Raw genomic sequence first — 3,661 nt, 5'->3', positions numbered from 1 at the left:
TGTTCGGTTTTTCAATGTTATCGGCTAGTACCAATCGACAAGAATATATCGCTTGCTTACTTTGGTACTCTCAATTGTAAAATACTCTAACATTTTCTTGAAATTACTCCAGTTATAACTTCGTCGACCACTACGCCTGTTCAGCCATTTATATAAGGTATGCAAAGCATAATCGTATACACCTGCCAGACTTCGGCTGTTGTCGGGAAGCCCGAAGTAATTCCTAAACCCTACCAGTTTTCGCTTTAATTGAGGTAGCCAGTCTCTGAGTTTTAATGAGCGTTTAGCTTTGATCCATTGATAATACTCACTTAGGGTCGCCTTCTGTTTCTTCGCAGCGGTTCGTCTCCTGAGTCTTGCCTTACCGTTTGAGTCAGTACCCCAATAAAACTCAAAACCTAAAAATACAAAATGACGTTTTCGGCCAACTTGAAAACGGCTAAACCGCATCAGAGAAGTTTTGTCTTCTGCCACGTCGATTTGGATACGTATCCGAAAATATGGAAGTTGAAGAATTCTTGGATTTTGAAGAACCTGACTTTTAAATAATGAATCCAAATAACGGAAATAACCCGCGTATCTATAATGTTTATACCCAAACCACTTCAAGATGCAGGATTCAGTTGGAATTAGAAATTCTTTAGGCAAGGCATTGATTGAAGAACATGGTTATTCCCTTTTCAAAATCAATAACGCTGCATAAAGTATTTATAAACCAACCTTACAGGGACTTCTGAGCAAATCATGCTCGTTGTTCCATCTTTTTTTAAGGGAGTAACCATTAATGCAAAGATGCGCCTAGATCATGAATTGCTCAGCAGTCCTGAACCTCACATCTTGAAGTGGCTTGGGTATATGCTGTGTACAAAAAGACACTTTATGTATGAAAGTGCCTTAAATGGATATTATCTTGTAAAAGTGTAATCGCTTATAAGCTAAACTGTGCTGCTAAACGGAAGTTTGTACCTTCACCGATTGTCACATTATATTCTCCACCACCGGCTAAATACTCAGCATCAAATAAGTTTTCAATATTAAATCTAAAGTTAATATCTTTTTGACCTAGTGACATCTTATAAGTCGCGCCAACATCAACTCGTGCATATCCGTCTTTAGTGATAGTATTATTACTATTAGCAAAACGTTCACCTTCGAAAAAGACACCAGCATTAATAGCTAATGCATCGTTTAATTCATAACGAGACCATAAAGAAGCAGACCAGTTAGGAACATCTACTGGGGTATTTCCCTCATAATTTTCATCTTTTTCATATTTTGCATCTAGGTATGCACTTGAAGCCATTACAAATAGCTTATCGTTTATTGCACCTTGTGCTGCAAGTTCAAAGCCCTTATGGTGCTGCTCACCAGATTGCGTTGTGATAGTATCGAACTCTGGGTTATTTTCTAAGTTTTCTGTAATTAAGCTTCCTGTTTTACTGATATCAAACAAAGCTGTAGTCAATAACAAGCGTTCATTAAATAACTGCCATTTAGCACCAACTTCAAATTGTTTAGATGTCACAGCATCTAATTTCATGCCGTGGTTTTTATCTTTATCGTCATTTAAAGTGTTACTTCTTTGTGGCTCAAAACTTTGAGAATAGCTGGTGTAAATAGTTGCTGATTCAATTGGATGATATAGCACCCCCAGTTTTGGTACGAAAGATTCATTATCTGCACCTTCTTTATTTTGTTTATCATAACGACCACCAAAAGAGACTTGCCATTGTTCATTCACAGACACTAAATCTTGGATATAGAAACCGTAATAATCATATTCACTAGTATATAAAGAATCATCTGTTTTATAGTTTACATCTGGACGTACGGGTTCACTCATACCTGAATGATATTCAAAGTTATCGGCATTTGTTTTTAACTGACCGTAATAATAATCTAATGAATTTACACCTATTAGTAACTGATGCTCCATACTCACTAATTCAAATTCGCCGACAAAATCAGCAAACATAGTTTTAAATTGCCAATCATCATATCTATCATAAGGTTTAGACATATAAGTACCACCTTCAACAAAATCACTTGGCTTTCTAGGTGATGACTCGAAACGCTGACGACTAAAGTTTTGCTCGTTATAGCCAAGTTTTACTTGCCATTGCTCAGTTAAAAAATAAGAAATATCAAAGCCCATATTTTCAACAGTGATATCAGTAAATGCCCATGACATATCTCGAATTGTTTTATCATCACCGATGATATCACCAGCACTATTAAGCCATGATCCAGTATCTAAACCAGCTTTATCATTTGTGCGATCGTAATGAAATCTCACTAAAGTGTTATCTGATATATCATAATCGACTACAACTGCACCTAAAAAACGATCACGTGCTCTTTGTTCACCATTTTGATATTCACGCCAGTAATCAACGTCCTGCTTAACCAGAACACTACGGTATCTTAAAGACTCATCTTCGTTTAGTGCACCACCCGTATCTAAAACAAATCGTGTAGACCCTTCACCATCAACATCAGCACCAACATTTAACATCGTCTTTGTAGTTGGTTTTTTAGTCACCATATTAACTAATCCACCCGGTGCAGATTGGCCATATAAAATGCTTGATGGACCTTTAATAATTTCAACACTTTCAAGAGTTTCAATAGGTTGCTGGTAATGAGACCAATGCTGATGACCATCTCGTAAGTAACCATTAGAAGAACTTAAAGTAAAACCACGTAAATTAAATACTTCTCTATTTCTTTGCTTAGAACCTGCCGTTAAGCTTGCGTCATTAAGTAGTACTTCGCCTAATGTTGTTGCTAACTGCTCATTAACTATGGTGTCTGGAATGACTGTTACAGATTGCGCTGTATTTAATAATGACGTATTTGTACGCATCGCACCATTAGCATCATCAATTTTATAATCATTAAAATAAGATCCCTGTACTTCAATTACTTCGATTTTTTTATCATCTGCGAGTGCTAAAGGCGCTGATAAGGCTGCATTAAGTGCTAAAAATAATACTGAATACTTCATAGTTATCCTAATAAAATGGTATGTAACAATCAATGTGTAATAGCAATGATAATTGCTTTCATTTGCAATAGTGAGAGTGTTATGTAGTGGTAGTTACTCAGCTAATTTTTTTGGGGAGGGTGTACACAAACGTATTACTTTCCTATTTTTGCTCTACAGGCTTTTATAATAAGGGCTGTAGAGCATGTATAAATTTACAGGTTGATGTTTTTAAAAATGAAGGGTGTGATCAATCTTTAATATTTACAGATAAAATTTCTGGTTCTAAATCTTCACGACTAGGATTAAACTAAGGTTTTAATGAAAAAACCAAAATGATGTGGTTAGCATGGAATGCAATTAATGCTTTATCGCCTGAATTAGTATAATTAGAGCTGATATTGCGTATGAACGGATTCATGGCTTAGATGAGTGAATCAAAATATAGGGGAGTGTAACGCAATATAACAATCACAAATAATTATCACTTAGATCTTGACTTACTTTTAATTATAAACAATAATCATTATCAACAAGGCACTCCACTGCAGTGTTTTGTTATGCTGAGAAACACCCTGTAAACGTTAAGCAGTACGTTAAACTGTATGAACATTAATAGCCCAATAACTATCGACCCCATTGGTTTTGGGTTGTTGATGTGAATGCTCCAAAAAG

At 35.7% G+C, this 3,661-nt stretch carries 3 protein-coding genes; 1 reads left to right on the top strand and 2 read right to left on the bottom strand.

What is annotated here, in order from left to right; all coding sequences use genetic code 11:
- Positions 1-24: 24 nt before the first annotated feature.
- The gene (locus CJF42_RS25125; RefSeq protein WP_095369243.1) at positions 25-450 is read right to left on the bottom strand and encodes a group II intron maturase-specific domain-containing protein; all 426 of its coding nucleotides are present in this window, start codon (positions 448-450) and stop codon (positions 25-27) included.
- Between the two features lie 294 nt (positions 451-744).
- On the opposite strand from CJF42_RS25125, the gene CJF42_RS27875 reads away from it, so the two are divergent.
- A complete protein-coding gene (locus CJF42_RS27875; RefSeq protein WP_170940767.1) occupies positions 745-924 on the top strand; it encodes a hypothetical protein in 180 nt (59 codons plus the stop codon).
- A gap of 4 nt (positions 925-928) precedes the next feature.
- Here the strand turns inward: CJF42_RS27875 and CJF42_RS25120 are convergent, their stop codons facing one another.
- On the bottom strand, positions 929-3,007 hold the full coding sequence (locus tag CJF42_RS25120; protein ID WP_095369242.1) for a TonB-dependent siderophore receptor: 2,079 nt from the start codon (positions 3,005-3,007) through the stop codon (positions 929-931).
- Between the last annotated feature and the right edge of the window lie 654 nt (positions 3,008-3,661).

Origin of the sequence: Pseudoalteromonas sp. NBT06-2 (assembly GCF_002276045.1) — a bacterium.
Taxonomy (GTDB): Bacteria; Pseudomonadota; Gammaproteobacteria; order Enterobacterales; family Alteromonadaceae; genus Pseudoalteromonas.
Note: the sequence above shows the minus strand (reverse complement) of the source record. Positions and strands in the feature narration are given on the sequence as shown.

Bases quoted from the DNA above. Each gene is read 5' to 3' on its own strand.
- CJF42_RS25125 (WP_095369243.1), bottom strand. From the start codon at position 450: ATGCGGTTTAGCCGTTTTCAAGTTGGCCGAAAACGTCATTTTGTATTT.
- CJF42_RS27875 (WP_170940767.1), top strand. From the start codon at position 745: ATGCTCGTTGTTCCATCTTTTTTTAAGGGAGTAACCATTAATGCAAAG.
- CJF42_RS25120 (WP_095369242.1), bottom strand. From the start codon at position 3,007: ATGAAGTATTCAGTATTATTTTTAGCACTTAATGCAGCCTTATCAGCG.